We start from the raw sequence: 24,411 nt of genomic DNA on the forward strand, positions 1-24,411 counted from the left end.
TGTTACTCCTCTGCCGCTGCGGCCTTCTTAGCCTTCGGAGCGGCTTTTGCCTTTGCGGGCGCTTTCCTTGCTGTCGGCTTTTTGGCTGCGGCTTTCTTTTCCGTACTGGCGGCAGATTTGCGGGCAGGGGCTTTCTTGCCCTTGGTCGAGCCAGCCTTTTCGGTGATCAGCGCCAGCGCTTCTTCCAGCGTGACACTTGCCGGGTCCTTGCCCTTTGGCAAAGTCGCATTGACCTTGCCCCAGTTCACATAAGGACCATAGCGTCCGTCGCGCACCGTGATCGACCCGCCATCCGGGTGGTCGCCAAGCGTTGCCAGCGCCGCAGGTGTCGAACGCCCGCGACCGCCCTTCGACTGCTTGTCTGCCAGCACCGAAACGGCGCGGTTGAGACCGACCGAGAACACTTCTTCGGCATTTTCCAGATTGGCGAATGTGCCGTCATGGCTGACATAAGGCCCATAACGCCCGATGCCCGCTGAAATCATCTTGCCGGTTTCCGGATGCTGGCCCACATCGCGCGGTAGCGACAGCAGGGCCACAGCCTTTTCATGGTCGACCGTATCCAGCGTCCAGCCTTTCGGCAGGCTGGCGCGCTTGGCTTCCTTGCCTTCGCCGCGCTGGATATAGGGACCGAAACGGCCAGTCCGCGCAGTGATTTCCTCACCCGTAAACGGATCCTTGCCGAGTGACTTCGGCTCATCAGCTGCTGCTGCCTCGCCATTGGCTTCGCCGCCGAGCTGACGGGTAAATTTGCACTCGGGATAGTTGGAGCAGCCGACAAACGCGCCATACTTGCCAAGTTTCAGTGACAGCACGCCGGTGCCGCAGGTCGGGCACGAACGCGGATCGCTGCCGTCTTCGCGAGCGGGGAAAGCCAGCGGCGCCAGTTCCTCGTTCAGCGCATCAAGAACATTGGTAACGCGCAGTTCCTTGATGTCATCGACCGAGCCGGAGAAATCGCGCCAGAAATCACGCAGCACGTCTTTCCAGGAAAGCTTGCCATCGGAAATGAGATCGAGCTTCTCTTCAAGGCTCGCCGTGAAATCATATTCGACATAGCGGTCGAAGAAGCTTTCAAGGAAAGCCGTGACCAGACGGCCCTTCGGTTCCGGGATCAGCTTGCGCTTGTCCATGCTGATATATTCGCGGTCGCGCAGCGTGGCGAGCGTGGCGGCATAGGTCGAAGGACGACCGATGCCCAGCTCTTCCATCTTCTTGATCAGCGAGGCTTCCGAATAGCGCGGCGGCGGTTCGGTCGAATGCTGGGTGGCATCGATCTTTTCGCGCGCCAGCGCTTCGCCACTACGAATCTCCGGCAGCTTTGCGCTGTCCTCGTCGTCGTCCTCTTCCTCGCGATGATCCATATAGGCTGCAAGGAAGCCGTCAAACTTTGTCACCGAGCCATTGGCGCGCAGCATGGCCGAGCGCGAACCATTGACGGCTTCAATGTCGGCCGTGGTGCGCTCGATATCGGCGGCCTGCATCTGGCTGGCGATAGCGCGCTTCCAGATCAGCTCATAAAGCCGCGCCTGATCTTCATCGAGATAACGGCGCACTTCCTTCGGATGACGCGAAAAATCGGTCGGACGAATGGCTTCGTGCGCTTCCTGCGCGTTCTTGGCCTTGCTGGAATAATAGCGCGGCTTTTCGGGCACATATTTCGCGCCGAACGTCTCGCCAATGGCCTGACGTGCGGCAGTGATCGCTTCCGGCGCCATCTGCACGCCGTCGGTACGCATATAGGTGATGAGACCGGCGGTCTCGCCACCGATATCCACGCCTTCATAAAGGCGCTGCGCCACCTGCATGGTACGCGACGCCGAGAAACCGAGCTGGCCGGAAGCGGCCTGCTGCAAGGTCGAAGTGGTGAAAGGTGGTCCGGGATTGCGCTTGGTCGGCTTGGCTTCGACCGAAATAGCCTTAAAGCTTGCGCCTTCCAGCATGGTGCGGATGCCGGTTGCCTGTTCACCATTCTTGATGTCGAGCTTGCCGAGCTTTTTGCCGTCCACGGCGGTCAGCCGCGCTGTGAAGCTGTCACTGCGCGGCGTCTTCAAAAGAGCGGCAATGTTCCAGTATTCTTCGCGAATGAAACGCTCGATTTCCGACTCGCGGTCGGCGACGAGGCGCAGGGCGACGGACTGCACGCGGCCAGCCGAACGTGCGCCCGGCAGTTTACGCCACAGAACCGGCGACAGCGTGAAACCGAAGAGATAGTCGAGCGCACGGCGCGCAAGATAGGCATCGACCAGCGGCTCGTCGATATCGCGCGGATTGGCGATGGCGTCGAGAACGGCCTTCTTGGTAATGGCGTTGAACGCGACGCGCTTGACCGTCTTGCCCTTCAGCGCCTTTTTCTGATTGAGCACTTCCAGCACGTGCCAGGAAATGGCTTCACCTTCGCGATCCGGATCGGTTGCGAGAATGAGGCCATCGCTGTCTTTCAGCGCCTTGACGATATCTGACAGTCGCTTGGAGGAATTGCCGTCCACTTCCCACGACATGGCAAAATCTTCGTCCGGACGCACCGAACCATCCTTGGCTGGCAAGTCTCGCACGTGACCAAACGATGCCAGAACCTTATAGTTCGAGCCCAGATACTTATTGATAGTTTTCGCCTTGGCAGGCGATTCGACAACAACGACGTTCATTTAAAACAGCCCAGATTCGCGCCCCGCAGAGGCGTTTTGCCTCCCAACCGCGTCATATTTGTTGCCTTCCACATGAACAGAGGGCGGCGTTTGGTCAAGAGTGCGAGACAAAAAATCGCGAAATACAACTATAAATAGTGATTGCTAGATATGTAACTTTTGGTAGATTTGGAGCCAAATATGGTCGGAGCGTTCATAATTGCATAGTGATTTTCTAATAAAGCTACTTGCTTATTTGTTGGGGGCAGCATGAAGCAACGTCGTGAAGATAATCCTGAGACCCTCGTATATATAGAACAGATGCTGGGCGAACTTGGGAAACTGGCAAAGAAGACAGACAATCCCTTATTGGCTTACATGATTCAAATGGCTTCGGAAGAGGCGAAGGATCTGATTGAGGGGAAGCGAAATCATTAAAGGAACGGGCGGGGCACAGATTACCCCTCGGGGAGGAGGGCGATCTGATTACCGGGATAGCGCACAAGGCGACCGGCCAGATCGAATTCCAGCAGAATAAGCTGGACCTGACTGGCACCAATGCCGGTATGGCGGACAAGACTATCGATATCGACCGGGCTCGGACCAAGGACATCCATAATGCGGTAACGTTCCTCATCCGTCATGAGCGCGGGCAGTTCATCCAGCGGTTCTTCCAGTTGATGGTTACCGTCAGCCTGTGGAACTTCAGCGCTAAAAAGGTCTTGCGGTCGCAAGATCGGATTGAGTGCCTCGATCACATCTTCCACGCCGGTGACCAGTGTTGCGCCTTGTTTCAGGAGCGCGTTGGTGCCACGGGCGCGTGGGTCCAGCGGTGAGCCGGGCACGGCAAAAACCGTGCGGCCCATTTCGCCCGCCATCCGCGCGCTGATCAGCGAACCGGAGCGTTCCGCCGCTTCCACAACGATCAGGCCGAGCGAAAGCCCGGCAATGATGCGGTTACGGCGCGGAAAATCGCGGGATCGCGGTTCTGCGCCCATCGGCATTTCGGTGATCAAAGCGCCGTCATGTTCGGGGATTGCGCGGTATAGCGGCAGGTTTTCAGGCGGGTAGGGGCGATCCAGCCCTCCGGCCAGCACGGCGACCGTGCCGCTTGCCAAGCTGGCCTTGTGTGCGGCGGCATCAATGCCACGCGCGAGCCCGGAAATCACGGCAAAGCCCGCATCGCCGAGATCACGCGCCAGTTTCTCCGTGAAGCGCGCACCCACAACAGAAGCATTGCGCGAGCCGACGATGGCAACGGGTGGCTTGCGGAACACGTTCTCACCGCCCTTGATGATCACCAAAGGCGGCGGCGCTTCGCAGTTCTTCAGTTGCGCGGGATAATCCGGTTCGCCCATGCCGACGAGGCGAGCGCCATGGCGCTCAATTGCCTCCAGCTCACGCTCGGCATCTTCCATCGGCGTAATGCGAAGTGGTCTGGTGCTGCCGCCCCGGATATTGAGATCGGGTAGCCGCTCCAACGCATTGGCGGCGGAACCGCAAAAAAGGATAAGGTCGCGAAAGGTAACCGCACCGATATTGTCGGTGCGAATAAGGCGCAGCCAGTTCAATCTCTGGCGATCTGAGAGGCGAATTCCGGCTTTTGAATTCGCGCCCTCCATCACCCCTTGGCTCCGATCCGGCTTTCTGTGCCGTTCAGAAGCCGCTTAATATTGGCGTGGTGCTTGAAGAAGATGATCACTGTCAGCACTGCAAACAGGCCCGCAATCGCGTGGTCGCCTTTGAAATAAAGGCCAATCGGCACGATGACACTGGCCAGAAGCGCGGATAGCGACGAATAACGCGTGACAATTGCGGTTACGATCCAGACAGCGGCGAAGATCAAGGCGCCGGGCCATGCCAGGCCGATCAGAATGCCGAGATAGGTGGCAACGCCTTTGCCGCCCTTGAAGCCGATCCATACCGGAAAGAGATGGCCGATAAAGGCACCAAAGCCCGCAGCAATCGCGGCACCTTCGCCATAGCGCCATGCGACCAGCACCGCAAAGGTGCCCTTCAGCGCATCGAGAATGAGCGTCGCAGCGGCGAGCTTCTTGTTGCCGGTGCGCAGCACATTGGTTGCGCCGATATTGCCCGAGCCGATGGACCGCACATCGCCCAAGCCCGCCAGTCGGGTCAGGATCAGCCCGAAGGGGATGGAACCGAGGAGATAGCCGAAAATAAGTGTCGCGATGTGCACGAGATTAAAGAAACCGGTTTCGGCCATATAGATTCCCTCTGGCTTTTATTGTTATCCAAGGTCCCGAAAAGAGTTCTCCTGTCGGGACTATGGATTCTTATGCCGAATAAACGGTCTTGCCGGCGACTATAGTGCGGACAACGCGACCCTGAAAGCGGGCGCTTTCAAAACAGCTGTTCTTCGAAAGCGAATGCAGCTCTTCCTCCCGCACAATCCACGGCTCGTCGAGATCGACAATGGCAAGGTCTGCCGACGCGCCGGGCTTCAGCGTACCGGCATCGAGGCCGAAAATCTTCGCCGGGGCGGTAGACAGCACTTCAACCAGACGCAACAGCGGGATGCTGTCATTGTGATAAAGACGAAGGGCTGCGCCCAGAAGCGTTTCCAGGCCGATGGCTCCGGCTTCTGCATCCGCAAAGGGCAGGCGCTTGGTGTCGACGTCCTGCGGATCATGCGCGGAGACCACAATATCGATCGTGCCGTTCTTGACCGCCTCGACCATGGCAAGCCGGTCCTGTTCACTGCGCAGCGGCGGCGACAGGCGGAAGAAGGTGCGGAACTCGCCAATGTCGTTCTCATTGAGCGACAAGTGGTTGATCGACACACCTGCCGTCACCTTGGCGCCAAGGTCCTTGGCACGGCACATGGCTTCTGCCGACATGGCGCAGGAAAGCTGTGCCGCGTGATAATTGCTGTTGGTCAGCGCGGCGAGGCGCAGATCGCGCTCCAGCGGGATGACCTCGGCTTCACGCGGGCTCCCGGACAAGCCGAGCCAGCTTGCGAACAGGCCTTCATTCATCACGCCGTTGGCACCGAGATAGGGGTCACGGGTTTCGCAGGCGATGACCGCGTTGAAATCGCGGGCATAGGTCAGTGCGCGGCGCATCAGCTGCGTATTGGCTATTGTCTGACGGCCTTCGGTGAAGGCGACCGCACCGGCATCGCGCAACAGACCAATCTCAGTCATTTCTTCGCCATGCAGCCCTTTGGTGATAGCAGCCGCCGGGTGCACATTGACGATGGCCGTATCCCGCGCGGTGCGCTTGACGAATTCGACCAGCGCCACATCATCAATGACCGGATCGGTATCCGGCATCATGATGATAGAAGTCACACCACCCGCGGCAGCAGCGCGGCTGGCTGAAGCGATGGTTTCGCGGTGTTCTGCGCCTGGCTCGCCGATAAACACCCGCGAATCGACCAGACCGGGCAGAACTGCCTTACCGTCCAGATCGATGATTTCCGCACCTTCCGGTGCGCCCTGATTACGGGCATCCGCTCCGGCGGCAACGATCTTGCCGTCGCGGATCAGCACACTGCCGGTTTCATCGAGACCGCGTGACGGATCGACGATGCGCGCATTTTCAAACAGAACGGCGCTCATGCTGCTTCTCCGTTGCTTGGATTTCGGCGCGGATCGAGTAGGGCTTCCATCACGGCCATGCGCACCGCAACGCCCATTTCCACCTGCTGCTGGATGACGCTCTGCGGGCCATCGGCGACATCCGAGGCGATTTCGACGCCACGGTTCATCGGACCGGGATGCATGACGAGCGCGTCAGGCTTGGCGTGTTTCAGTTTTTCCTTATCGAGGCCGTAGAAGCGGAAATATTCACGCACCGACGGCACGAAGGCACCTGCCATGCGCTCGCGTTGCAAGCGCAACATCATGACCACATCGGCGTCTTTCAGACCTTCCTCCATCGAGTTGAAGACTTCGACACTCATATCCGCCATGCCGGAAGGCAGAAGCGTGGATGGCGCGACGACACGCACGCGCGCACCGAGGGCGTTGAGAAGCAGAATGTTGGAGCGCGCCACACGTGAGTGGAGCACATCGCCGCAAATGGCGACAATCAGGTTTTCGATCTGGCCTTTGGCGCGACGGATCGTCAGCGCATCGAGCAGGGCCTGTGTGGGATGTTCATGCGCGCCGTCGCCCGCATTGACGACCGAGCAGCCGACCTTTTGCGCGAGCAGGGCGGCAGCTCCGGCGGACGCATGGCGTATGACCAGAATATCCGGTTGCATCGCGTTCAGTGTCATCGCCGTATCGATGAGCGTTTCGCCCTTCTTGACCGACGAATTGCCGACCGACATGTTCATCACGTCGGCACCGAGCCGTTTACCGGCCAGTTCGAACGACGATTGCGTTCGCGTCGATGCTTCGAAGAAAAGATTGATTTGCGTGCGACCGCGCAGCACGGACTTTTTCTTCTCTGGCTGCCGGGATACGGCGATTTCCTGATCGGCAAGATCAAGGAGGCAGAGAATGTCCAGGGGCGATAGCCCCTTGATACCAAGCAGGTGGCGGTGAGGGAAAAGCGGAGAGACCGGTTCTTTTATCATGGCAAGTCACCCGTATAGGACCATAGCACTAAGCCCGCAACCGTCCTTATAACGGCATCTGCCGATTCCCCAAGAAAAACCTGTGTCGTTTGAGCGACAAATTCGGGAATGGATGGCAAATTTTTAGCAAATGCGGTGCAAGACGGTTAAGTTGAACAAAACGAACAGCACGGAATGAGCCTTTGAAAACGCACGAAGTCACCAACCAGACGCCGCCCATGACAGGCACCAATGCATATCTGGGCGATCCGCTTCTGATGCAGATTGCGGCTCGTTTTCCAAAAGAGCTCCACAATGAGCTGGAACAGACAGGGCGTTTCGTGCTGTCGGCGGAAGCGCAGGATCTGGCGCGACTGGCTAATACGGAACTGCCAAAGCTGCGCACCCATGACCGGCAGGGCAACCGTATCGATCTGGTCGAATATCACCCGGCCTATCACGCACTCATGCGCCGCTCCATCGCCCAGGGCCTGCATTGCTCGATCTGGGAAGACAATCCGGCTGAAACCGGTCGCCGTCATCAGGCGCGCGCCGCACGCTTTTATCTGACCGCACAGCTTGAGGCCGGGCACCTTTGCCCACTCACCATGACAAGCGCCTCGCTTGCGGCATTGATGGGCGCGCCGGACATCTACAAAGAGTGGTCTCCGGCGGTCCTGTCGCGCAAATACGACTTTTCTCAAAAGCCCGCGCTCGGCAAAAACGGCGTCACGCTCGGCATGGGCATGACGGAAAAGCAGGGCGGCACGGATGTGCGCACCAACACGACCCGCGCGACAGTCAATGAGGACGGCACCTATACGATCACCGGGCATAAATGGTTCATGTCTGCGCCGATGTCGGATGCGTTTTTGGTTCTGGCGCAGGTCGATGAGCAGCTTTCCTGCTTTCTGGTTCCGCGCCTCACTTCGGAAGGTAAAGGCAACGGCTTTGCCTTCCAGCGTCTCAAGGACAAGCTCGGCAACAAGTCCAACGCCTCTTCGGAAGTCGAGTTCGACGGCGCGATCGGCCAGCTGATCGGCAATCCGGGCGAGGGCGTGAAAACCATCATGGACATGGTAACGCTGACACGGCTTGATTGTGCCGTCGCATCGGCAGGCCTGATGCGCTCCGGTCTGGCCGAGGCCGTGCACCACTGCCGTCACCGCGAGGTCTTCGGTAAGTCTCTGATCGAGCAGCCTTTGATGAGCCGTGTTCTGGCCGATATGGCGCTGGATGTTGCTGGTGCGACAGCGCTTTCCATGCGCCTTGCCCGCGCCTTTGACATGGCGGCTGGTGATCGCGCCGAAGCTGCCTTCGCCCGCTGCATGACGCCGGTGGTGAAATATTGGGTGTGCAAGATTGCGCCTGCCTTGCTTTACGAAGCCATGGAGTGTCTTGGCGGCAACGGCTATATCGAAGACGGCAATCTAGCCCGCGCCTATCGCGAAGCGCCGGTCAACGCCATATGGGAAGGTTCTGGCAATGTCATGGCGCTGGACGTGGCGCGGGTGCTTTCGCGTGCGCCCGGTCTGTTTGACGAAGTGCTGGAATGGATCGGCGGACAACTTGGCCAGCGCGGGCAGGGCACCATCGACGTTCTGCGCGCTGCTTTGCAACTGACGGAAAGCGATCAGGGGGTTGCCCGTCTTCTGACGGAACAGCTTGCCTATGCGGCTGCGGCGGCGGAATTGCGCCAGCTCGGCGCTGACGACATTGCCGATGCCTTCATCGAAACCCGGCTCGGCGGCCAGTGGCGCAGCACCTATGGCATGCTCGATGCGCGCCATGATGCGATGCGCATTCTCGACCAGCTTTATCCGGCGTCGTAATCGTCATCGGCTTCCGACCGCCTGATCAGATGCAGGCGGTCGAGCGCGCCTTGCAGGATGAAGGCAGCAGCAGCCGAATCGATGCGTTCGGCGCGCTTGCCGCGTGATACATCCATGCCGATCAGCGCGCGTTCAGCGGCAACGGTGGACAGCCGTTCATCCCAGAACACGAAGGGCAGATCGGTCAGCGGCTGCATGGTGCGCACGAAAGCGCGGGTTGCCTGAACACGGGGACCGGAAGTGCCGTCCATATTCATAGGCAAGCCGATCACGATCACGCCGACCCTATCCGCCTCCAGCGCCTTCAAAAGCGTTTGCGCATCGAGCGTGAATTTCACGCGTTTGATGACTGGACGCGGATTGGCAAAGGAGAAACCGAGGTCCGAAACGGCGACGCCTATGGTTTTGGTGCCAAGGTCCAATCCGGCAATCGTCTGACCGGGCTTCAGCAGCGCCGGGATTTCCTCGATTTCAACGATAGCCATAAGTCCTCATCGGAATTTGAAGTGGTCTTCATATTGCTTTCAACTTTATGGGCGTCATATCTGTTCTCAACCCGGAAATCGAGATCGAAGGAGAATCTTCATGAAACTGACCTGGCTTGGCCATGCCGCCTTCCGCATTGAAACCGCAAAGGCGGTCATCCTCATCGATCCGTTCCTGAACGGTAATCCCGGGGCGAAAGGCATCGACTTCAAGGAAGCGACCAAAGGCGTCACCCATATTGCACTGACCCACGGCCACGGCGATCACATCGGCGACACGGTTGCCATTGCCAAGGAGCATGGCGCGACGGTTATCGCCAATGCCGATCTGGCAAGCTGGCTCGGCACACAGGGCGTTGAAAAGCTCGAGATGGGCAACACCGGCGGCACGCAGTCGCATGACGGCTTCACCGTCACCTTTGTCAATGCGCTGCATTCCTCGGCTTTTCTGACGGAAAACGGCGTCTCACAGGCGCTCGGCAACCCGAACGGTCTGGTGTTCCACTTTGAAGAAGACCCAACGCTTTATCACATGGGCGATACGGATATTTTCTCCGACATGGCGCTTATCAACGAGTTGCACCAACCGGAAATCGGCATTGTGCCGGTTGGCGACCGCTTCACCATGGGCGGTGCGGTGGCGGCTTTGGCCTGCCAGCGTTACTTCAACTTCAAGACCGTGTTGCCGTGCCATTACGGTTCGTTCCCGATCATCGACCAGACCGCGGAAAAGTTTGTGGCCGGTATGGCCGATCATCCCGGCACGAAGGTTCTGGCAGATCCTGCCGGCACCGTTCACAGCTTCTAATCCCCGTTGAAGCGCCAAGAAATGTTGCGCTTCAACAATCGCGCCGTTATAGCCGTAGCAAAGAACCTTCAGGGTGGCGGGTCGCCGCCCTGATACAGCATTTGCGGAGAACAGAATGTCCGTCGATATTTCCACCGTCAAACGCGTTGCGCATCTCGCGCGCATCGCCGTCAGCGAAGACGATGCCGAGCGCATGACCGGTGAACTCAATGCAATTCTGGGCTTTGTCGAGCAATTGAACGAAGTCAATGTTGACGGCGTCGAGCCGATGACCTCGGTGACGCCGATGAATATGCGCCTGCGCGACGACAAGGTGACCGATGGCGGCATCGCCGATGCCGTGGTTGCCAATGCGCCAGTCACGGAAGACAATTTCTTCGTCGTTCCGAAAGTCGTGGAGTAGGCCATGGCCGTTCGGGTTTCCGTCGAGACCCCATTGCAGGACGATGTGCGCGAGCTGGTCGAGCACCTGAACGCGCATATGCTGCCGCTGTCGCCACTGGAATTCCAGTTCAAGATGACAGTTGAGCAGATGGCGGAGCCGGATACCACGGTTTTCGTGGCCCGCGACGAGACGGGCAGGGCTGTCGGTTGCGGCGCTTTGAAGCTGCATGAAGACGGCATCGGCGAGTTGAAACGAATGTTCACCCGCCCGGAAGTGCGCGGCAAACGTGTGGGGTCTGCTCTCGTGGATGCGATTGTCGATGCGGCAAACGCCAAAAACGTTTCCCGCCTTGTGCTCGAAACCGGGACGGGCCCCGGCTTTGCCGATGCCTGGCGGCTTTATGAGAATTCGGGTTTTACGCGCTGCGGTGTGGTTCTGGACTATCCGGACTCCGAATACAGCGCCTTTTTTGAAAAGCGTCTCTCTGAGGCGCACTGACAGGATTTGACGATGAGCGAACTGACCGCACTGACCATTGCCGAAGCGCGCGACAAGCTGAAGGCCAAGGCCATCACCGCGACCGAGCTGACCGATGCCTATCTGGCCGCTATCGACACCGCCAATGAAGCCATCAATGCCTATGTGACCGTTACGCACGATCAGGCGCGTTCCATGGCCAAGGCCTCGGATGAGCGCATCGCCAAGGGCGAAGCGGGCACGCTGGAAGGCATCCCGCTCGGCGTGAAAGACCTGTTCGCAACCAAGGGTGTGCATACGCAGGCTTGCTCGCATATTCTCGACGGCTTCAAGCCGGAATATGAATCGACCGTCACCGCCAATCTCTGGGCTGACGGCGCGGTCATGCTGGGCAAGCTCAACATGGACGAATTCGCCATGGGCTCGTCCAACGAAACCTCCTATTATGGCTCGGTCAAGAACCCGTGGCGCGCCAAGGGTTCCAATGCCGATCTGGTGCCGGGCGGTTCGTCCGGCGGTTCGGCTGCTGCCGTCGCCGCACAGCTTTGCGCCGGCGCCACCGCGACCGATACGGGCGGCTCGATCCGCCAGCCTGCAGCCTTCACCGGCACGGTCGGCATCAAGCCGACCTATGGACGCGTGTCGCGCTGGGGCACGGTTGCCTTCGCTTCGTCGCTCGATCAGGCTGGTCCGATTGCCCGCGACGTACGCGATGCCGCTATTCTGCTCAAGTCCATGGCATCGCTCGACCTGAAGGACACCACCTCGGTCGATCTGCCGGTGCCGGATTATGAAGCCGCCATCGGCAAGTCGCTGAAGGGCATCAAGATCGGCATTCCGCGGGAATATCGCGTCGATGGCATGCCGGGCGAGATCGAAGAACTGTGGCAGAAGGGCATCCAGTATCTGAAGGATGCCGGTGCCGAGATCGTCGATATTTCGCTGCCGCACACGAAATATGCGCTGCCTGCTTATTACATCGTCGCACCGGCGGAAGCTTCGTCCAACCTCGCGCGCTATGACGGCGTGCGCTATGGCCTGCGTGTGCCCGGCAAGGATATTGCCGACATGTACGAGCAGACCCGCGCGGCCGGTTTCGGCAAGGAAGTGAAGCGCCGTATCGTGATCGGCACCTATGTGTTGTCAGCTGGTTATTACGACGCCTATTATCTGCGCGCCCAGAAAGTTCGCACGCTGATCAAGAAAGACTTCGAGGACGTTTTCGCCAAGGGCGTGCACGCAATCCTCACGCCTGCGACGCCGTCGGCTGCATTCGGCCTTGCCGATGAAGACCTCGCCAACGATCCGGTCAAGATGTACCTCAACGACATCTTCACCGTGACTGTGAACATGGCCGGTCTTCCGGGCATTGCAGTGCCTGCTGGCATCAACGGGCAGGGGCTGCCGCTCGGTCTTCAGCTGATTGGCCGCCCGTTCGAGGAAGAAACACTGTTCCAGACAGCCCACGCTATCGAGCAGGCTGCCGGACGCTTCACTCCGGCCAAATGGTGGTAAAAGTCGAAACTGCAATTCGCCGGGGATTGCATCGGCCCGAAAATCGAAGTCGATTTTCGGAAAGCACGATGCAACACTCAGAAGATATCGAGCGTCCTTTGTGCGTCCTTTCGGACACACGGCGCTCGATGGCCGGCGAATTTGTTTTCATGGCCGCTCTTGCGGTCAGGGCGTGGGAAATCCCTGCCAAGACAGGTCCCTTAAGCGATCAACGTCGTGCAGAGCTGGAAGCGAATTTCCTTGGTTATCTGCATGAAAATGCCGATGGCGTTTTGGTTGCGGAGCTCGACGGAAAAATCCTCGGCTGGGGTGCGCGCGTTCCCGGCAGCAATTATATCGCCGATCTCTGGATCGATCCGCCCTATCACGGACAGGGCATCGGCAGACGCATTCTCGACGCGCTGATGGCGCAAATTCTGCTGGATGGCTTCGATTCAGTAACGATTGGCACACATGCCGATAATCTCCCGGCCATCGGCCTTTACGAGAAAATGGGCTTTCGCATCGAGTGGCGCGGCGAAGAAGCTTCTGTCAGCATGGGCCGTGTTGTTGAAAAAGTGCGTATGCGTGCAACGCTTTGAAACCCCTTGGAGTGCACCCCTTCTGTTGCCGAACAGTCCGGCGCGCCTATCCTTCTCTTGAGAGTTCCAGTTTTTCTTAGGAGGAGGGCTATCATGTGGATCATGCTGACGGATGTGAGTGGCGAAAAGCTCGCGATCAATTTCAACCACGTTCTATCCTATAATGCCTACGGTACTGGCACACGCATTCTGACGATGAGTGCGGACCAGACTTTCTTCGTTAAGGAATCGCTGGAAGATATCGAGTCGCGCCTCGGTATCAACGTGAAAGCGTAAAAATCTTTCTTTTCAGTCAGTTGAAATATCTGGCTCAGATATAAATAAAGCGGCGGTTGGCCAAAACCAACGCGCCGCTCTCTGTTCATGATAAGCTTAATTTAAATGTCGAGTTCTTCCACGAAAGCAGCGCGATCCGTGATGAAGCGGAAACGGGCTTCCGGCTTGGTTCCCATCAGTTCATCGACGGTGTTGCGGGTTTCATCGATATAGTCTTCGTCCACCTGCACCCGCAGCAGCGTGCGCTTCTTCGGGTCCATGGTGGTTTCCTTCAACTGCTCGGCGCGCATTTCGCCGAGACCTTTGAAGCGACCGATTTCCACCTTGCCGCGTCCGGTAAACATGGTACGCAGCAATTCGTCCTTATGGGCGTCATCGCGGGCATAGGCTGTCTTGCCGCCTTGGCTCAGACGGTAAAGCGGCGGTACGGCCAGATAAAGGTGGCCGTTACGGATCAGTTCCGGCATTTCCTGATAGAAGAAAGTGATCAGCAGCGATGCGATATGCGCGCCGTCCACGTCGGCATCGGTCATGATGATCACGCGGTCATAACGCAGGTCGTCTTCGCGATAATTCTTCCGCGTGCCACTACCCAGCGCCTGAATGAGATCGGCAATCTGCTGGTTTGCTGTCAGCTTTTCGCGGCCAGCGCTGGCGACGTTCAGAATCTTGCCGCGCAGCGGCAGGATCGCCTGCGTGGCGCGATTGCGCGCCTGCTTCGCCGAACCGCCTGCCGAGTCACCTTCGACGATGAACAATTCCGCACCCGCTGCCGCATTCTGTGTGCAGTCGGCCAGTTTGCCGGGCAGGCGCAGCTTGCGCGTTGCGCTCTTGCGCACCGTTTCCTTTTCCTGACGACGGCGCAGACGTTCTTCCGCTCGGTCCACCACCCAGTCGAGCAGGCGCGAGGCTTCCTGCGGTGAGGCCGCGAGCCAGTGGTCGAACGGATCGCGGATTGCATTTTCCACAATGCGCTGCGCTTCCACCGTCGCCAGCTTATCCTTGGTCTGACCGACGAATTCCGGTTCGCGGATGAAGACCGACAACATGCCCGCAGCCGAAACCATGACGTCATCCGTCGTGATGATCGAAGCGCGCTTGTTATTGGTCAGTTCCGCATAGGCCTTGAGACCACGCGTCAGCGCAATGCGCAGGCCAGCCTCATGCGTGCCGCCATCGGCAGTCGGAATCGTATTACAATAGGAATGGACGAAGCCGTCGCCGCCATACCACGTGACCGCCCATTCGACGGCGCCGTGCCCGCCCTGCTTCTCGGTCTTGCCGGCAAAAAGCTCGCGGGTAACCTGATGTTCCTTGCCAAGGGAGGCCTGAAGATAGTCCTTCAGACCACCGGGGAAGTGGAACACGGCCTTTTCAGGTGTTTCCTTTTTCGGGTCGAGCAGCGAAGGATCGCAGTTCCAGCGGATTTCGACGCCGCCGAACAGGTAAGCCTTCGACCGCGCCATGCGATAAAGCCGGTGCGGGTCGAAATGCGCCGTCTTGCCGAAAATATCCGGATCCGGGTGAAAGCGAACACGTGTGCCGCGACGATTATGCACTTCGCCTGCATCTTCCAACCCGCCCTGCGGAATACCGCGCGAAAAGCGCTGGCGATAAAGACGACGGTTGCGCGCGACTTCCACTTCCAGCACGTCGGACAGCGCATTGACCACCGAAACGCCGACGCCGTGCAGGCCGCCCGATGTTTCATAGGCCTTGCCGTCGAACTTGCCGCCCGCATGCAGCTTGGTCATGATGACTTCAAGCGTGGACTTGCCCGGCACCTGCGGGTGTTCGTCAACCGGAATGCCGCGGCCATTATCGGAAACGGTGATGAAACCTTCTGCATCGAGGCTGACTTCGATGAAATTTGCATGGCCTGCCACCGCTTCATCCATCGAGTTATCGATGACTTCCGCAAATAGGTGGTGCAATGCCTTTTCGTCGGTGCCACCGATATACATGCCGGGGCGCAAACGCACCGGCTCCAGCCCTTCGAGAACGCGGATGGACGAGGCGTTGTAATCATCGCCACCTGATGAAACCGGCGGGGCCTTGGTCGCAACCGGCTTTGCAGCCTGTTGAACAGGTGCAGACGGCAATGGCGTTGCCGCAGGTGGTGCGACGGGTTGAGGCGCGGCGCTCTGTTCCGTGCGTCGTTCCACCTGCCGCTCCCGGGCATTATTCACCACTCTCGAAAAGAGATCGTTGCTGTCGTCCATCTTTACCCGATAAGCTCTCTGTCAGAATTTCAGGAAGGACCATGCGGCTTGCTGCCCCGGCATGGACCGAAAATATACTGTCTGCGAATCATCCGAATGATGCCATGCGCAGCCGTGAAAGGCGAATGAAGTTCGCCTTACGTTCCACTTTCGCACGGCTTTATCAAAGGATTTCGCGTGATGTCGTGTCGGTTTGCACCAGAAACAAGGCGAAAGTCAAACAAGCGGCTGTTCATTCGATGAATATGATGGAAACGGGGCCGTTGTTGGCCTACAGCGAACAAACGAGCATTTAGAAGAAATCGTGAGCGGGAAATGCAGGGCAGCGCGGCAGGCGGCGTAGAAGCGCATGTAAAAGGCATGGCCATTATGGTCGTCTCGGTGCTGATGCTGCCGCTGATGGACGCCATCGGCAAATGGCTGGCCATGATGGATAATATGCCTCCGGCAACCGTCACGTTCATGCGCTTTTTCGTGCAATGCTGGTTGATGTTCTTCATTCTGCTTGTGGCAGGTGGTGGGGTGGCGGCACTTCGCACGCAGCATCTGGCGGGCAACCTCATACGCGGGGTTCTGATGGGCTTTGGCGGCCTCTGCTTTTTCACAGCTGTCAAATATATGCCACTTGCCGACGCCATGGCCGTATTCTTCGCAGAGCCGCTTATTTTGACGCTGCTTTCGGCGATCTTCCTCAAGGAGAAAGTTGGCTGGCGGCGCTTTAGCGCGGTCGGCATCGGCCTTATCGGTACGATGATCGTCATCCAGCCAAGCTTCGAGATTTTCGGCGCGGTGTCGTTGCTGCCGCTGGCGACGGCGGTTACATTCGCGATCTATCTGATCCTGAACCGCAAATTCGGCGCGAAGGAGAGCCCGCTCGTCATGCAGTTTTACGCAGGCGTTGGCGGCTGGGTGTTTGCGGGGCTCGCCATGCTCGTCGGGCCAACCATGGGCCTCGAAGATTTGAGCTTCGGCGTGCCCAACGGCATCCAGCCCTGGCTGCTGTTGCTGCTTCTGGGCACTATCGGCACGGTCAGCCATTTGATGGTCGTGCACGCCTTCAAACTGGCGCCAGCTTCCATGCTGGCACCGTTTCAATATCTGGAAATCGTGAATGCGGTTCTGGTCGGGCTGATCGTCTTCGGCGATTTTCCAACGCCATCCAAATGGTTTGGCATCGTGATCATCATCGGCTCGGGCTTCTATGTCTTCATGCGCGAGCGCAAACTAAAGGTCGAAGCCTGACGCTTACTTCACCGCGCGACGACCGAATACGTTTTCGAACGCCTTGCCGAGCGCCACATCCATATCGCCCAAGGTCACGGGCAGGCCGAGATCGACGAGGCTCGTGACGCCGTGTTCTGAAATGCCGCACGGCACGATGCCGCCGTAATGGCCGAGATTCGGCTCCACATTGATGGCGATGCCATGAAAGCTGACCCAGCGGCGCAGACGAATGCCGATAGCGGCAATCTTGTCCTCGCACATATCACCATTGGCAAGCCGAGGCTTTTCAGGGCGCATCACCCAAACACCGACGCGATCTTCGCGGCGCTCGCCCTTCACGTTGAATTCGGCGAGGCTTTCAATGATCCATTGTTCCAGTGCGGCCACGAAAGCGCGCACGTCTTCCCGCCGGCGCTTCAAATCCAGCATCACATAGGCCACACGCTGGCCCGGACCGTGATAGGTATATTCGCCGCCGCGCCCGGTGTTGAACACCGGTAAACTGTCCGGCGTCAGCAGGTCTTCTGCCCGCGCGCTCGTGCCCGCCGTATAAAGGGGAGGGTGTTCCACCAGCCAGACGAGTTCACTCGCCGTGCCTTCGCGGATGGCCTGCACCCGCGCTTCCATGAAGGCGAGCGCTTCCTCGTAATCGGTAAGCCCATCCGCGACGAGCCATTCCACCGGCGGCGCATCGGCGTCCACAGGCAAGAACTGCACGTTGAGCGCGTCGCGTTGCGGCTTGGAGGAACTATCCATAAGTGATGCAGAATTGGTCATGATGGCAGCATATGGCGGTTTTCAGCGCCCGTTTCCAGATGTCAAAATGCCTCTGCTCTTCACTGAACCGCGAGCGGCACTTCCGTTTCGCAGCGATTGCGGCCAGCCTGCTTGGCCCGATAGAGCGCCTGATCGGCGGCGTCGACCAGATGCGTATAGTCCGGATGGCCATTGAATGTGGCGATGCCGATGGAAAGCGTCACGGTGTCCACCGTGCCATTGGTCAGATTGAATGTCTGTTGCTCGACCAGCTTACGCAGCTCTTCGCCAATACCAAAGGCCCTGTGTTCGTCGGTTTCGACGAGCGCGACCAGAAACTCTTCCCCGCCATAGCGGAAGACAAAATCTCCCGGACGGCAATGGGCCAGAATCGTTTCTGCGACCTGCTGCAATACGGCGTCGCCACCGCCATGCCCATGGGTGTCGTTGATCTTCTTGAAATGATCGATATCGACCATCAAAATGCTGAGATCGAGTCCTTTCTGCGAGGCCATGCGGATTTCGCGGGTCAGAATAGGCGGCAGAAAACGGCGGTTCAGGGCGCGTGTCAGCGGATCACGGCCTGTCTCCATCGTTGCTGCGGCCTGAAACAATTCCGCCAGCAGAAACTTCGCTTCGCCAATCCTCGTCTGAAACTCGGCCATCGCAGCTGGAAGCGCTGCCGGGTCACTTTTGCGGGCCGTATTCAAAGTTGGCAACAACTCATAGTCGATGAGACTGACGGTCTGACGCAGACGTTCAAGCGTTGCCGAACCGGAAAACAGCATATCAGCCTTGTGCTGCAGCCACAGGCCGAAATCCGAGCTGCCGAGCAAGAGCAGTGGGCTGTCGCCGTTGCCATAAAGGTTGAACAACAGGGACTGGCTCCATTCCATCAGGGCGGCGCGCTGCGATTCCCGTTCGAGTGGAATGTCGTGGCTTAGCGTGAAGGCGCGATAGGCTTCGTCCGTTTGGGCGCTTTTGCGCGCGTCTTTGACGAAGGCCTGACTCATGATTTCAATGGCAATATCGACCGCATTGCTGACATGCACGATCAGCCGAGCCAGCGCATCGGGCTCCGGCACAGTCTTCTTCAACTGGCGGATGATTTCGTTTTTCAGCAGCCGTGCGCCCTGCATGACGATATGGATCGGCACCTGAATACGCGCATGAACCTCGCCAATCTTGCGCTGTTCCTGCACGAAAGCGGCGACATCCGTGGGACGGCTCACCAGGAGATGAACCAGCCAGTCGCTGAGCGAATGTTGCAGACGATCATGCACGACAGTTTGCGACAGGAAGACCGCCGCCTCGCGATTTTGCATCAGGCGACTATAAAAGATGTCCACGAAGCTCTGTTTGTGCTGCTCGACCAGATCCGACAAAAGCCGCGACTGGTCTTCAGACAGGTGCGAGACCAGCTCTACCCATTCCTCTTCGGTCGCCCCAAGGCCTGTTTGAGATCCCCACCGCGTTGCATCGTTCAACAAGGCCGCACCACCCATATCCAAAATCCCGCCAAGCGCTGCCAGTTCCAGCAACCATCGTTACCGGCCAAGACCGATTGAAATGGGGAACAGGATTCTGCAGCTTTCTTCAGGTTCTATAAGGTGTGCTCGGCGGAACTCAATGCCTTATGTCGTTGATGCGCGAATTTGCCTGCGAACGGCGTTGCTCGGGGAAATTCGGGGTCGAAAAAGCCCTCGAAGTCGCTGTGGCGCCGTTTTTATGCCTTCAGCCGGTTAATTTCGCCGTTTCATACTTCATAGTAAATTACTGAAATATAGGAGGTAAATTGCGTTCGGCTTGAAATTTGATATGATTGCTAATCATATTCAGGGTGCATTCATGTGGGAGACTTCATGATGCATGCACCTGAAAAGGAGAAGCATAATGAAGAGCAACCTTACAAGTTTTTGGTCTGGCAAGGCATTGCTGGCCGGAACGATTGGCGCGACACTTCTGATCGGCGCCATCGCACCCGCAGCTGCGGCGCCGGTCATGCCTTCGGCTCCAGCTGTCGCCAACGAAAACATCCAGCAGGTTCGCGACCACTGGAGAGGCCGCGGCGGACATTGGAACGGTTACCGCCATGGACCACGTCCGGGCTGGCATGGCGGCGGTTATCGCCCGGGGCCGGGCTATTGGAACGGCCATCGCGGCTATAACTACTACCGACATGGCTATCGCCGCCACAGCGACGGCTGGTGGTATCCGCTTGCGGCCTTCGGTGCGGGCGCAATCATTGGCGGAGCCATCGCGGCCCCCCCGCCTCCGCCGGTCTACCGCGCTCCAGCCTATAACAGAAGTTCACATGTCGAATGGTGCTATGACCGTTACCGGTCCTACCGCAGCTCGGACAATACGTTCCAGCCTTACAATGGTCCGCGCCAGCAGTGCTATTCGCCGTATCGCTGATAGATTCGGCCTCAATGAATAGGAAGTCGCCCTTCGGGGCGGCTTTTCTTTTGCAAAAAGCAGCTAAAAACCATCAGCTTGCGCTGATTGAAGCCAGTCTCGTTTCGCGATGGCGCGGGATTACGTGCAGTTGACAGGATTTTTTGAATTTATGTTGGAGAAACGTGATTTTATGGTGTTGACCATTCTAAAACTCGCCCTTATGTTCCGCCGCACTTCCAGGGACGATTTGTTCCTCAGGGAGCGCGTAGCTCAGCCGGTAGAGCAACTGACTTTTAATCAGTAGGTCCGGGGTTCGAACCCCCGCGCGCTCACCAAAATCTCCAATAAAATCAGTCACTTACCTTAAATCCTCTACTGATTTGTTCGGGCATTTGTGTCATGGGTACCGTATGGGTACTCATTTGCAATGCTGGGTACTGGCGGTCTGATTTCAGGTGCAATCAGTTCCGCGAACCACCTTGCCGCCCTGAGAAGCCATCGCGCCGTCATAATTCTTACGAACGCCATTGGGTCGCCCTCCGGCGGCGGACAAGCCTAGCAAGATCATTTCTCGCCTGCCGGTAGCCACTACCGTCAAAGCTGAGGGAGCGAGGCCCGCCATAATCGGCGTGGCTGTCGTCGGTATCATAGTTTGCCGAGAATGGTTCCGGCATTTCTATGCCGCGCTGTGTGACCTGTTCAGGCCAGCCAAGCGTCAGTTCATCGTCGCCGCTGTCGCTATGATCATGCGGCTCATCTGTCACTTCGCCGCCGTGCTCGTTCTCGTCCTCGATTTCGTCATCCTCTAAATCAGGGTCGCCATCCATCCGGTCGAGATACCAGATCATTTCCTCAATCCACTGTTCCAGCATCAAGCGGCGGAGGCGTTTCACTGCAGGGCCTGTTACTCGCATGTGACCGCTCCATAATTCTGAATGCCTGCCAGATAGCCCATAGCGGCCCGTATCATGCGTTCGGCGGCTTCCGATCCGTAAACGCCGTTGCTGTCAGCCATAGCGATCTGCAAGGCTTTCAAAGCGCCCTGGCGGGTCCATGCTGGTTGTGTCCAGTTACAGAGAACTTCGAGCGGCGGACCATAAGACACCTCGGCATAGGCCTGCGCCTCGTCATGGTCCTCCGGGGCGTTCTTGTTGAAATCATCGAGAGCAGCCAGATAAGCATCAATCGCTTCAAGCAGTGGATCATATGACGGCTGCGTATTCGTGGCCTGCAAGCCCACCATGGCGCGGTGAGTGCTGATCGGCCCGAACAGTACCGGGCAGCTTACCGACCGACTGCGCGGCGTGATTGCGGCCATCATCGTACCGTCTGCATATTCGTCCAGAGCATCGCAAAGCTCATAAGATAGGCGCGTTACTCGGTCGATGGGGCGCTCGCTTTTTGGCAAACCTTCGGCGGTTGCCTGACCTTGCTGTGTCGGCATCATTGTCTCTCCACTTGTTAATTTATCAAGTAGGATTGAATTAATCGTAATTGTAATCGCCGTCAACCCCACTTGATAAAAAAACAATCGCGGTGTAGAGAATAGCCATGATCACACCAGAGCAAATACGTGGAGCGCGAGCTATGCTGGGCATGACCCAAGCCGAGCTTGCGAAACTGGCCGGTCTATCTACGACTGGCCTTAACAATATTGAACGCGGCAGCGCTGATCCGAAGGCTTCGACGCTATCGGCTATTCAGGCTGCGCTAGAGGGCAGGGGGATTGTGTTTCTCGCCAATGGGGATAATCGCGATGGCGGGCCGGGCGTTCGGCTGAAGGCCTAATCAACCTTTCGCTCAAATCGAATGGTTGAAACTTGCAACAGTTGCGGATTTGAAAAGCGGAAACGTTCCGCATCTGGAAATGCTCAGAGTGGGCAAATCGGCAACCGTTGCAAATTTGAAATTTATCACGCTGATAATTTGAAAAGCGTCACGGTGTCGGGTTTGGGGAACGAGTGGACAACTTGTCCACTCCTAACTTCGCGACACCAGGGCGCAAACTTCACTCGCCGCACAGCACGGCATCAGATACGTCCAAATCTGGGCGCATTATGTCTCCCCAAATCTGGGGGCACCCCGGCGCGTAAGAGCTGCAGAAAACTGTGCATACCCTTGCCGAACGAATGTCCCGCGATATTTATCCCCTCACACCAAGCCTCGGTAACAACAACTCAGGATCGGTGTGGAACTCCGGCTAGCCCCCGCTGGTCGGAGTTTTTCTTTGCCCTTGACCGCCCGCCGCGCCTCTGCCAGCCTTTTTCATACGATGCGCTAACCGCGGGAAAAGACACGAATGAAATCTGTTGCCCAGGCCTATACCGGCGAAACGATTGTTATTGATGGACAGAAATTCATCGACTGCGAGTTCCGGCAATGCGTTCTGATTTATCGTGGAGGCGAATTGCCGCTATTCGACGGCTCGTTTCTTGACAACTGCGATTGGAGGTTCGAAGAGGCTGCGCTTCGGACTATCCATCTTTTGCAGAGATTAAACAGTAACGGCGGCAGGCAACTGGTCGAAACCCTTTTCACCACGCCGCGCTCTTAAAGCAAAACAGCATATTGACGACGGCTCTCTCCTTTGCCAGAAATCGGAACGGGCAAGGGGGATTTCCATGAGATTGAATATTACTGTCGCGATGGCTGTCATTCTGGCGCTGACTGGATGCGTTCAGACAGCGAGTATCGAGACGCCTTTCAACGAAAGCTCAGTGGCGTACATAAATCGACAAGGAGCGGCGACCGTTAGCGGTCAAGGGTTCATGCGCCGACGTGACGGCATGGTGGTCTATGCTGCCGGTAGCCCTGTCGCTCTTGTTCCGAAAGTGCCATACACTGAGGAAGCATTTAACAAGGCGCAAGCAGCCCCGTTTGGCATCAATTTCACGAACTCCGATCCGCGACTGAAGAAATACGTCCGTACAACGCAAGCCAACGGCGAAGGTCGATTTACGTTTTCGAATGTGCCGGACGGTGCCTATTACCTTGTAACCAAGGTCCAGTGGATGGCAGCGGACGCCAACCAAGGCGGAGAATTGACAAAAGCTATCCAAGTGTCCGGCGGCAAAAACGTCGACGTTATTTTAACGAGATGATATTGGTGGGGAAACAATCATGAGCTGTGTAATTGCCGTAGATAATTCAAATCTCTTCATCGAAGGGCAAAAAGCTTCTGGAGTAAGAAAAGGGCTTTCCACACAAGATTATACGTGGCGATTGGATTTCGCAGGGCTTTTGGCATTCATGGCAGATGGACGAGATATTCATAAGGCATTTTTGGTCGGATCCAAGCCTCCACCCCAAGATACCGTTTGGACCATGGCCGAGAATGGTGGCTTCGAAGTTATCACTCACGACAGGAACTCTCAGAATAAAGAAAAAGCGATTGATACCGAGGTCGTAGCACAAGCTACTTTGGCAATTGCCCGCGGCCCAGAGAAAGGTGTCCTTGTTCTCGGGTCGGGCGACAGTGATTTTTTACCCCTGGTAAAAGTTGCGCATGAATGCGGATGGACTGTCGAACTAGTTGCGTTCCATAGTTCGTTTTCTCCAGTCGGAAATCTTGCCAAATCGGTTGATAAAATAAGAACCCTTGATGGTTCTTTGGATAACGTAGGGCATTGTGTAGCTCCAAAGACGGGAACGTCATCCGCCCCGGCGTGATCTGGATGGGGTCAATTGCTCGGCTTCAGGATTGCCCTCAAGCCGACATGTCCTCTATTTCCTTCGAGGTTGCCCGGTGAAGGGCTTTCTCCTCATCATAGGCTTTCATGAGCGCTTTGTAGTTGGGCGCTTTGTTGGCCCGCTTTGCGCTTTTGTGCATGGAAAGCATCAGGTAGAGCATACCGGCAAGCCCGGCGCGCTGAAGCACGATCCCCGATAGCTGGTTGCATTCCCACATCGCGAAGCCCATGGGCATCTGATCCCATGCCTCATACCAGCTCGATAGATCGGTCTCGATCCAGTCAGAACAGGCGCGGACAAGATCGCTCACGGCCCAGAGACTGTACTTGTCGATCAGTCCCTGCTTTCCCGCTGCTTCTGCCAGGGTGGACAGGACGATACGGGCATGGCCTTCACCGTACTTCTCGATCAGTCGATTGATCGTGGCAACGGCGCGTGTCTGGCCCGGTAGCGGGTAGCTGGTACCTGGGATAATCTCGATATCGAATTCCGCGCAAAGTTCATGTGCTGTCGTCATGGTGAAACGGCCTGTTTGCTGGATTGGAGACTGTGCAGAATATATCACATTTGGTGAACAATGAGCTATAATAGATCACAGATATTGA

The 24,411-nt window shown here is 57.4% G+C and carries 27 protein-coding genes and 1 tRNA gene; 16 read left to right on the forward strand and 12 right to left on the reverse strand.

Translation table 11 applies throughout. The annotated features are described in order from the left end of the window. Positions 1-2 precede the first annotated feature (2 nt). Positions 3-2,648: a type I DNA topoisomerase gene (topA, locus tag ABWW11_RS17520; protein WP_109367341.1), complete on the reverse strand. Its 2,646-nt coding sequence runs from the start codon at positions 2,646-2,648 to the stop codon at positions 3-5. A gap of 249 nt (positions 2,649-2,897) precedes the next feature. Here topA and ABWW11_RS17525 point away from each other — a divergent pair, with 249 nt between their 5' ends. Continuing rightward, positions 2,898-3,065, forward strand: coding sequence for a hypothetical protein (locus ABWW11_RS17525; protein WP_167836084.1), 168 nt, complete (start codon positions 2,898-2,900; stop codon positions 3,063-3,065). Positions 3,066-3,085: 20 nt separating this feature from the next. On the opposite strand, the gene dprA is transcribed toward ABWW11_RS17525, so the two are convergent. From dprA to ABWW11_RS17545, 4 genes are all read right to left on the reverse strand, one after another. Further along, positions 3,086-4,252, reverse strand: a complete 1,167-nt coding sequence (dprA, locus tag ABWW11_RS17530) for a DNA-processing protein DprA (RefSeq protein WP_109367342.1) — start codon at positions 4,250-4,252, stop codon at positions 3,086-3,088. Continuing rightward, the gene (plsY, locus tag ABWW11_RS17535) at positions 4,249-4,854 is read right to left on the reverse strand and encodes a glycerol-3-phosphate 1-O-acyltransferase PlsY (RefSeq protein WP_109367343.1); all 606 of its coding nucleotides are present in this window, start codon (positions 4,852-4,854) and stop codon (positions 4,249-4,251) included. The genes dprA and plsY overlap by 4 nt, the downstream gene beginning before the upstream one ends. Positions 4,855-4,924: 70 nt before the next feature. After that, positions 4,925-6,211, reverse strand: coding sequence for a dihydroorotase (locus ABWW11_RS17540; protein ID WP_109367344.1), 1,287 nt, complete (start codon positions 6,209-6,211; stop codon positions 4,925-4,927). Further along, positions 6,208-7,176, reverse strand: a complete 969-nt coding sequence (locus tag ABWW11_RS17545) for an aspartate carbamoyltransferase catalytic subunit (protein ID WP_109367345.1) — start codon at positions 7,174-7,176, stop codon at positions 6,208-6,210. The genes ABWW11_RS17540 and ABWW11_RS17545 overlap by 4 nt, the downstream gene beginning before the upstream one ends. 182 nt (positions 7,177-7,358) lie before the next feature. On the opposite strand from ABWW11_RS17545, the gene ABWW11_RS17550 reads away from it, so the two are divergent. After that, entirely contained in the window at positions 7,359-8,987 is a 1,629-nt protein-coding gene (locus ABWW11_RS17550; RefSeq protein ID WP_121538332.1) for an acyl-CoA dehydrogenase family protein, read from the forward strand. On the opposite strand, the gene ruvX is transcribed toward ABWW11_RS17550, so the two are convergent. Next, positions 8,972-9,472 carry a Holliday junction resolvase RuvX gene (gene ruvX, locus ABWW11_RS17555; protein ID WP_109367347.1) on the reverse strand — a complete coding sequence of 167 codons (501 nt, stop codon included), beginning with the start codon at positions 9,470-9,472 and terminating at the stop codon, positions 8,972-8,974. The genes ABWW11_RS17550 and ruvX overlap by 16 nt on opposite strands. A 100-nt stretch (positions 9,473-9,572) precedes the next feature. On the opposite strand from ruvX, the gene ABWW11_RS17560 reads away from it, so the two are divergent. The 6 genes from ABWW11_RS17560 (at position 9,573) to ABWW11_RS17585 (ending at position 13,514) form a co-directional block, all read left to right on the forward strand. Continuing rightward, positions 9,573-10,280 carry a metal-dependent hydrolase gene (locus ABWW11_RS17560; RefSeq protein ID WP_109367348.1) on the forward strand — a complete coding sequence of 236 codons (708 nt, stop codon included), beginning with the start codon at positions 9,573-9,575 and terminating at the stop codon, positions 10,278-10,280. 115 nt (positions 10,281-10,395) lie between these two features. Further along, positions 10,396-10,683, forward strand: a complete 288-nt coding sequence (gatC, locus tag ABWW11_RS17565) for an Asp-tRNA(Asn)/Glu-tRNA(Gln) amidotransferase subunit GatC (RefSeq protein WP_078336964.1) — start codon at positions 10,396-10,398, stop codon at positions 10,681-10,683. A 3-nt stretch (positions 10,684-10,686) separates the two neighbouring features. After that, positions 10,687-11,163, forward strand: a complete 477-nt coding sequence (locus ABWW11_RS17570) for a GNAT family N-acetyltransferase (protein ID WP_319080711.1) — start codon at positions 10,687-10,689, stop codon at positions 11,161-11,163. Between the two features lie 12 nt (positions 11,164-11,175). Further along, the gene (gatA, locus tag ABWW11_RS17575) at positions 11,176-12,657 is read left to right on the forward strand and encodes an Asp-tRNA(Asn)/Glu-tRNA(Gln) amidotransferase subunit GatA (protein WP_109367350.1); all 1,482 of its coding nucleotides are present in this window, start codon (positions 11,176-11,178) and stop codon (positions 12,655-12,657) included. A gap of 68 nt (positions 12,658-12,725) precedes the next feature. After that, entirely contained in the window at positions 12,726-13,238 is a 513-nt protein-coding gene (locus ABWW11_RS17580) for a GNAT family N-acetyltransferase (RefSeq protein WP_244597132.1), read from the forward strand. A 93-nt stretch (positions 13,239-13,331) separates the two neighbouring features. Beyond that, on the forward strand, positions 13,332-13,514 hold the full coding sequence (locus ABWW11_RS17585; RefSeq protein ID WP_109367351.1) for a hypothetical protein: 183 nt from the start codon (positions 13,332-13,334) through the stop codon (positions 13,512-13,514). A 101-nt stretch (positions 13,515-13,615) separates the two neighbouring features. Here the strand turns inward: ABWW11_RS17585 and parE are convergent, their stop codons facing one another. Beyond that, on the reverse strand, positions 13,616-15,736 hold the full coding sequence (parE, locus tag ABWW11_RS17590) for a DNA topoisomerase IV subunit B (RefSeq protein ID WP_109367352.1): 2,121 nt from the start codon (positions 15,734-15,736) through the stop codon (positions 13,616-13,618). 41 nt (positions 15,737-15,777) lie between these two features. Here parE and ABWW11_RS17595 point away from each other — a divergent pair, with 41 nt between their 5' ends. Both ABWW11_RS17595 and ABWW11_RS17600 read left to right on the forward strand, forming a co-directional pair. Next, positions 15,778-16,032 (forward strand): hypothetical protein, encoded by a 255-nt coding sequence (locus tag ABWW11_RS17595; protein WP_109367353.1) that lies wholly within the window; start codon positions 15,778-15,780, stop codon positions 16,030-16,032. Positions 16,033-16,051: 19 nt separating this feature from the next. Then, on the forward strand, positions 16,052-16,978 hold the full coding sequence (locus tag ABWW11_RS17600; RefSeq protein WP_109367354.1) for a DMT family transporter: 927 nt from the start codon (positions 16,052-16,054) through the stop codon (positions 16,976-16,978). 3 nt (positions 16,979-16,981) lie between these two features. On the opposite strand, the gene lipB is transcribed toward ABWW11_RS17600, so the two are convergent. Together lipB and ABWW11_RS17610 are read right to left on the reverse strand one after the other, a co-directional pair. After that, positions 16,982-17,716 carry a lipoyl(octanoyl) transferase LipB gene (gene lipB / locus ABWW11_RS17605; RefSeq protein ID WP_371830819.1) on the reverse strand — a complete coding sequence of 245 codons (735 nt, stop codon included), beginning with the start codon at positions 17,714-17,716 and terminating at the stop codon, positions 16,982-16,984. 80 nt (positions 17,717-17,796) lie between these two features. Beyond that, positions 17,797-19,257 (reverse strand): GGDEF domain-containing protein, encoded by a 1,461-nt coding sequence (locus ABWW11_RS17610; RefSeq protein ID WP_244597133.1) that lies wholly within the window; start codon positions 19,255-19,257, stop codon positions 17,797-17,799. 352 nt (positions 19,258-19,609) lie between these two features. Between ABWW11_RS17610 and ABWW11_RS17615 the strand changes: the two genes are divergently transcribed. Continuing rightward, a complete protein-coding gene (locus ABWW11_RS17615; RefSeq protein WP_124915873.1) occupies positions 19,610-20,134 on the forward strand; it encodes a BA14K family protein in 525 nt (174 codons plus the stop codon). A gap of 241 nt (positions 20,135-20,375) precedes the next feature. Beyond that, positions 20,376-20,451 (forward strand) — tRNA-Lys (locus tag ABWW11_RS17620). A gap of 180 nt (positions 20,452-20,631) precedes the next feature. Here the strand turns inward: ABWW11_RS17620 and ABWW11_RS17625 are convergent. Continuing rightward, a complete protein-coding gene (locus tag ABWW11_RS17625; RefSeq protein WP_279698577.1) occupies positions 20,632-21,030 on the reverse strand; it encodes a hypothetical protein in 399 nt (132 codons plus the stop codon). Next, positions 21,021-21,563, reverse strand: a complete 543-nt coding sequence (locus ABWW11_RS17630; RefSeq protein WP_319080712.1) for a hypothetical protein — start codon at positions 21,561-21,563, stop codon at positions 21,021-21,023. Before ABWW11_RS17630 ends, ABWW11_RS17625 begins: the two co-directional genes overlap by 10 nt. 140 nt (positions 21,564-21,703) lie before the next feature. Here ABWW11_RS17630 and ABWW11_RS17635 point away from each other — a divergent pair, with 140 nt between their 5' ends. The 4 genes from ABWW11_RS17635 to ABWW11_RS17650 all read left to right on the forward strand — a co-directional run bounded on the left by ABWW11_RS17635 (position 21,704) and on the right by ABWW11_RS17650 (position 23,785). Further along, complete coding sequence (locus ABWW11_RS17635; RefSeq protein WP_302701006.1) at positions 21,704-21,904, forward strand: helix-turn-helix domain-containing protein; 201 nt, start codon at positions 21,704-21,706, stop codon at positions 21,902-21,904. Positions 21,905-22,415: 511 nt separating this feature from the next. Then, positions 22,416-22,670 carry a hypothetical protein gene (locus ABWW11_RS17640; RefSeq protein WP_319080714.1) on the forward strand — a complete coding sequence of 85 codons (255 nt, stop codon included), beginning with the start codon at positions 22,416-22,418 and terminating at the stop codon, positions 22,668-22,670. 67 nt (positions 22,671-22,737) lie between these two features. After that, the gene (locus tag ABWW11_RS17645; RefSeq protein ID WP_319080715.1) at positions 22,738-23,217 is read left to right on the forward strand and encodes a hypothetical protein; all 480 of its coding nucleotides are present in this window, start codon (positions 22,738-22,740) and stop codon (positions 23,215-23,217) included. A 19-nt stretch (positions 23,218-23,236) separates the two neighbouring features. After that, positions 23,237-23,785, forward strand: coding sequence for an NYN domain-containing protein (locus ABWW11_RS17650; RefSeq protein ID WP_063882781.1), 549 nt, complete (start codon positions 23,237-23,239; stop codon positions 23,783-23,785). Between the two features lie 37 nt (positions 23,786-23,822). Here the strand turns inward: ABWW11_RS17650 and ABWW11_RS17655 are convergent, their stop codons facing one another. Continuing rightward, positions 23,823-24,323, reverse strand: coding sequence for a hypothetical protein (locus ABWW11_RS17655; protein ID WP_319080716.1), 501 nt, complete (start codon positions 24,321-24,323; stop codon positions 23,823-23,825). Between the last annotated feature and the right edge of the window lie 88 nt (positions 24,324-24,411).

It is taken from the genome of Brucella sp. NBRC 113783, from assembly GCF_040372265.1.
Lineage (GTDB): Bacteria > Pseudomonadota > Alphaproteobacteria > Rhizobiales > Rhizobiaceae > Brucella > Brucella teleogrylli.

Bases quoted from the DNA above. Each gene is read 5' to 3' on its own strand.
- topA (WP_109367341.1), bottom strand. From the start codon at position 2,648: ATGAACGTCGTTGTTGTCGAATCGCCTGCCAAGGCGAAAACTATCAAT.
- ABWW11_RS17525 (WP_167836084.1), top strand. From the start codon at position 2,898: ATGAAGCAACGTCGTGAAGATAATCCTGAGACCCTCGTATATATAGAA.
- plsY (WP_109367343.1), bottom strand. From the start codon at position 4,854: ATGGCCGAAACCGGTTTCTTTAATCTCGTGCACATCGCGACACTTATT.
- ABWW11_RS17540 (WP_109367344.1), bottom strand. From the start codon at position 6,211: ATGAGCGCCGTTCTGTTTGAAAATGCGCGCATCGTCGATCCGTCACGC.
- ABWW11_RS17545 (WP_109367345.1), bottom strand. From the start codon at position 7,176: ATGATAAAAGAACCGGTCTCTCCGCTTTTCCCTCACCGCCACCTGCTT.
- ruvX (WP_109367347.1), bottom strand. From the start codon at position 9,472: ATGGCTATCGTTGAAATCGAGGAAATCCCGGCGCTGCTGAAGCCCGGT.
- ABWW11_RS17560 (WP_109367348.1), top strand. From the start codon at position 9,573: ATGAAACTGACCTGGCTTGGCCATGCCGCCTTCCGCATTGAAACCGCA.
- gatC (WP_078336964.1), top strand. From the start codon at position 10,396: ATGTCCGTCGATATTTCCACCGTCAAACGCGTTGCGCATCTCGCGCGC.
- ABWW11_RS17570 (WP_319080711.1), top strand. From the start codon at position 10,687: ATGGCCGTTCGGGTTTCCGTCGAGACCCCATTGCAGGACGATGTGCGC.
- gatA (WP_109367350.1), top strand. From the start codon at position 11,176: ATGAGCGAACTGACCGCACTGACCATTGCCGAAGCGCGCGACAAGCTG.
- ABWW11_RS17580 (WP_244597132.1), top strand. From the start codon at position 12,726: ATGCAACACTCAGAAGATATCGAGCGTCCTTTGTGCGTCCTTTCGGAC.
- ABWW11_RS17585 (WP_109367351.1), top strand. From the start codon at position 13,332: ATGTGGATCATGCTGACGGATGTGAGTGGCGAAAAGCTCGCGATCAAT.
- parE (WP_109367352.1), bottom strand. From the start codon at position 15,736: ATGGACGACAGCAACGATCTCTTTTCGAGAGTGGTGAATAATGCCCGG.
- ABWW11_RS17595 (WP_109367353.1), top strand. From the start codon at position 15,778: ATGCGGCTTGCTGCCCCGGCATGGACCGAAAATATACTGTCTGCGAAT.
- ABWW11_RS17600 (WP_109367354.1), top strand. From the start codon at position 16,052: ATGCAGGGCAGCGCGGCAGGCGGCGTAGAAGCGCATGTAAAAGGCATG.
- lipB (WP_371830819.1), bottom strand. From the start codon at position 17,716: ATGGATAGTTCCTCCAAGCCGCAACGCGACGCGCTCAACGTGCAGTTC.
- ABWW11_RS17615 (WP_124915873.1), top strand. From the start codon at position 19,610: ATGAAGAGCAACCTTACAAGTTTTTGGTCTGGCAAGGCATTGCTGGCC.
- ABWW11_RS17625 (WP_279698577.1), bottom strand. From the start codon at position 21,030: ATGCGAGTAACAGGCCCTGCAGTGAAACGCCTCCGCCGCTTGATGCTG.
- ABWW11_RS17630 (WP_319080712.1), bottom strand. From the start codon at position 21,563: ATGATGCCGACACAGCAAGGTCAGGCAACCGCCGAAGGTTTGCCAAAA.
- ABWW11_RS17635 (WP_302701006.1), top strand. From the start codon at position 21,704: ATGCTGGGCATGACCCAAGCCGAGCTTGCGAAACTGGCCGGTCTATCT.
- ABWW11_RS17640 (WP_319080714.1), top strand. From the start codon at position 22,416: ATGAAATCTGTTGCCCAGGCCTATACCGGCGAAACGATTGTTATTGAT.
- ABWW11_RS17645 (WP_319080715.1), top strand. From the start codon at position 22,738: ATGAGATTGAATATTACTGTCGCGATGGCTGTCATTCTGGCGCTGACT.
- ABWW11_RS17650 (WP_063882781.1), top strand. From the start codon at position 23,237: ATGAGCTGTGTAATTGCCGTAGATAATTCAAATCTCTTCATCGAAGGG.
- ABWW11_RS17655 (WP_319080716.1), bottom strand. From the start codon at position 24,323: ATGACGACAGCACATGAACTTTGCGCGGAATTCGATATCGAGATTATC.